The following is a 3854-nucleotide window of genomic DNA, read 5'->3' on the forward strand; positions in this document are numbered from 1 at the left end:
TGCCGGCATTGCGTCCGCCATGCTTTTCGGCGCCCTGCGTCTTGTTACACTCTTTCCAACCACCAACCTCGGTTTTCTTCACAAATCTCTCAGGAAAAGCCTGTTCGCTCTCTTCATTAGGACAGGCCACGTAACTACGATACCAATCAAGGCGATCGCCGTCAATACTAGTGTCATGACGACTCCAGATATTGTGTCTTTCAAAAGGAATGCCAGATATCCAAAACCCCCAACGTATCCAAAGACGACGGGAATCGAAAGCGCAACATTTACGTTTTGCTTCATAGCTCTTTGCGGATTCTCCCACCCGAGGATTGGCTTCACTGAGTCTATTATCATCTGAAGGATGTTCAGGAAGGTAAGCGTTATAGCTCCCACAACGAAGACAACTGTTGCTTCAACAAATGAGAGCCCCAGTATTATGCTCAGAGCTATTGCACCCGAGACCGGTCCTATGAAGCTCATGGTCTGAACATGAACGAACTTGACCCTAACAATCTCCGATGTCTTGACAGGTAAGGCTTTAAGCTCATGGATTAGTTTTCCTTCTCTACTGAATATGGAGGAGGCGAGCCCGTTTATTCCTCCGGAGACTGCGGCTATCAATGCGCCGACCGGGACGAATAGCTCTCTGTACTGCTGAAATTGCTGGATCATCTGCCCGATCTCATCAGTTTGACCGGCCACGGCAGCGATTACAAGCAATATCGGAAGGATCACCACATTTCCGAATCCGTTGAAAGCGAAGGCAGGGACTTTGAGGAAGTACCACCATTCACGTCTATGAAGTGCCGCGAACTTGCTGTTCTGAACTCCCATCATGCCTGTAATTTCGCCTTCCTTAAGTGCGGTGCGCTTTGCAAAGTTTTCTTGCAGACTCGAGTAAACCGAGTAGTAGAACTTGTCGCCGAAGAAGAGAAAGACTCCCAGAGCAACCACGTGAAGACCAATAAACGCAAGAAGCCACAACAATCCCTCAAAGAAGGGTCTGCTCAGGGCCTTTGTAACTAGTATCGTCGGAGGATACGCTCCGGCTGTTTTGTTCAGAATCGCATCCTCGCTCGAGAAGATCCTGGCAAATTCCTCGGCGCTCATATTCGGATCTACGCGGCTGGTGATGGAGATGAAGGTCAGCACTCCCACCAAAATAAGTGCACTCAAGAGATAAACCATATTATCTCTATGCCTTTTGAATCGAAATAGCCTTGAGAGAGGAAGGACGATTATTGCGGAAAGCATTATCGGCAACACCTGACTTAAAAGAAACACAATCACCATGAAGATCCAGTATCCGATTCCTGCCGAGGATCGCACGCCATACAGGATATATGCTGGAAGGATTATAGCAAGCGAGATCAACATAAGGTCCATCAAGACTACGAGGAACTTCGACATAAGTACTTCTGTCGATTTCAGGGGCAAAGGTATCAAAACGCGCATATCGTCGCCAAAGAAAAAGGTGCTTATCATGAGGAAGATCCCAAAGATGAATCCAAAGAGATTTGCAATCAGGAAAGGTCCTGCCAGAAAGAGCGATCTCAGTCCGGATGCTTCATACTGATCGTACATCGTGTTGAGCAAACCTCCGTAAAGCGGTCCGATAGTCAAGCCCAGTAGGAGTATGACACCGATTATCAGGGCCGGTTCCCATAGCCTTTCCTTTCTCTTGAAGTGGTATAGGGACCTGGGTATGTTGTAGTGAGAATTAATCAGCGTCGAGGTAAGAGAAATCACCATTTTCAGTCTCACTACCTGTCACCTCCAGGAAGAGTTCTTCCAGACTTCCCCTGCCGCTAAGCTTCCTCAGTTGATCAACGGTGCCAACGAATTCTAGCTTGCCCTTATTGATTATTCCTATCCTGTCACATATTTTCTCAGCTACTTCCATTACGTGAGTAGAGAAAAAGACCGTGTTTCCAGCTTTTACATGATTTCTCATCATCTGCTTGAGAATGAAGGCCGATTCTGGATCTAGACCGACTATTGGTTCATCAAGGATCCAGAGATCCGGATTGTGTATGAGGGCTGCAACAAGAGACAGCTTCTGTCTCATTCCGTGAGAATAAGTGGAGACTGGGTCTTTCACGGCATTGGAGAGCTTGAAGTTTTGAAGCAGCTTCGAAGCCCTTTCTGCTCGCGTCTTCGGAGGAACCAAGAACACGTCAGAAATCAAGTTAAGATATTGAACTCCCGTGATTTTCTCCATAACCAGCGGTTCGTCAGCAACGTAACCCATCTTCATCTTCGCTTCCACAGGTGAAGTTAGGACATCGATATCGTCGATGTGTACGCTTCCGTATGTCGGCTGAAGCAGACCGACTATCATCTTGATAGTAGTGGTCTTGCCGGCCCCGTTCGGTCCGAGAAAGCCAAAAATCTCGCCTTCTTTGACAGTAAGGCTCACATCATCTACTGCCTTCACACTTCCACTATAAATCTTCGTAAGGTTTCTAATCTCGATCACGATCCTAACCTCCTGCGCTCAACGAGAATTTCTGTTTTCACTCCTGACCAGAATCTGAAAAAACTCCTCCAGGTCAGGAATCGAAATGGTTGCTTCATCTGTCTTATAAAACCTCTCAGTTGCCTCTGAGTTTTCGACTATTATCGAAAGTCTGTTAAGTTCCTTTGCTGCTGCCAGACAATCCGTACAACTGGCGAGTTCCTTTTTGTCAAAGGGCATCTTTACGATTCTGTACTTTTCTTTGATTCCGTCGAGGTCACCGGAATACTTAACCTTCCCGTTTATCATAATAAAGAATTCGTCTGCGATTTTTTCGACTTCAGGGATTATATGGGACGTGTACAGTACAGTCTTTCCGGCAATCACCTTTTCTCTTATAAATTCGAGAGTGTCGTCTCGCATGATTGGGTCGAGACCCCATGTCGGTTCATCCAATATGTAGAAGTCTGCGTCAGCTGAAAGAGCTAATGAGATGTACATCGCTGACTTCATACCGTTTGAGAAGGTTCTAATCTTCTTTGTGCAGGGAAGTTTGTAGTGTGCGATATACTTGCGCGCCTGGTTTTCATCGAATCTGCTCGAAATTCTGCGAATCAATTTGAGGGTTTCTTCTATGTTCAGATTCTCGTAGAGATTCTTCTCCTCAGGAACGAACGAGATCACTTCTCTGACCTCATCAACGGGTCTTCCAAGAACAAGTATCGATCCAGAGTAATTGATCAATCCTAATATAGATTTCAGAACTGTCGTTTTGCCGGCTCCATTTGGACCAAGCAGTGCGTAGATTCGTTGTTTTTCCAGCTTGACATCGATCCCGCAAACGGCCTCAACATTGCCCTTATAAGTCTTTTCAAGGTTCTGTATGTCCAGGGTTAATTCATTTCTTTCCATATCTTCTCAATCACCTCCAGGAGCCTTTCCAGAGAAATTCCCGATTTCTTCAAACGAAGGATGGGCTCCCTAAGCTCAGTAGATAGGCTTTCAAAGACAGAGTCTCTAACCTGATCTCTATCACTGACTACTATATACCCTAGTCCCGGTCTTGCCATAATCAAGCCTTCCATCTCGAGTTCTCTGTAGGCTCTGGCAACAGTGTTAGGATTAACCCTGATTTGAGAAGCCATTTCACGAATTGAGGGAAGAGGATCTCCCTCCTTAAGTTTCTCCTTGAGGATCTCTTCCCTCACCCCCCTCTTGATTTGATCGTAGATCGGCAATGGGGATCTTATATCGATGTCAAACCACACATTATCACCTTCTGTACGGCTTTTCCGAGTTTCGTTGCTTGCAACAGCACAAACACTACTAGGTCAGTTCGCCTTCGCACACTCTATTAAATGTCATGCTTGAGCCAGATCCGTCCTTGGCCCTTCGTCCCAGATCATGAACC

At 46.2% G+C, this 3854-nt stretch carries 4 protein-coding genes; all 4 read right to left on the bottom strand.

Translation table 11 applies throughout. The annotated features are described in order from the left end of the window. Window positions 1-78 precede the first annotated feature (78 nt). The 4 genes from B3157_RS02220 to B3157_RS02235 are packed head-to-tail and all read right to left on the bottom strand — an operon-like array spanning window position 79 to window position 3711. Window positions 79-1749 (bottom strand): putative ABC transporter permease subunit, encoded by a 1671-nt coding sequence (locus B3157_RS02220; RefSeq protein WP_292588545.1) that lies wholly within the window; start codon window positions 1747-1749, stop codon window positions 79-81. Further along, complete coding sequence (locus B3157_RS02225) at window positions 1706-2464, bottom strand: ABC transporter ATP-binding protein (RefSeq protein ID WP_214059831.1); 759 nt, start codon at window positions 2462-2464, stop codon at window positions 1706-1708. The genes B3157_RS02220 and B3157_RS02225 overlap by 44 nt, the downstream gene beginning before the upstream one ends. 18 nt (window positions 2465-2482) lie before the next feature. Then, window positions 2483-3355, bottom strand: a complete 873-nt coding sequence (locus B3157_RS02230) for an ABC transporter ATP-binding protein (protein ID WP_292588548.1) — start codon at window positions 3353-3355, stop codon at window positions 2483-2485. Beyond that, complete coding sequence (locus tag B3157_RS02235) at window positions 3337-3711, bottom strand: GntR family transcriptional regulator (RefSeq protein WP_214061566.1); 375 nt, start codon at window positions 3709-3711, stop codon at window positions 3337-3339. The genes B3157_RS02230 and B3157_RS02235 overlap by 19 nt, the downstream gene beginning before the upstream one ends. Window positions 3712-3854: the final 143 nt, after the last annotated feature.

The organism is Mesotoga sp. UBA5557 (assembly GCF_002425715.1).
Classification (GTDB): domain Bacteria; phylum Thermotogota; class Thermotogae; order Petrotogales; family Kosmotogaceae; genus Mesotoga.

Bases quoted from the DNA above. Each gene is read 5' to 3' on its own strand.
- B3157_RS02230 (WP_292588548.1), bottom strand. From the start codon at position 3,355: ATGGAAAGAAATGAATTAACCCTGGACATACAGAACCTTGAAAAGACT.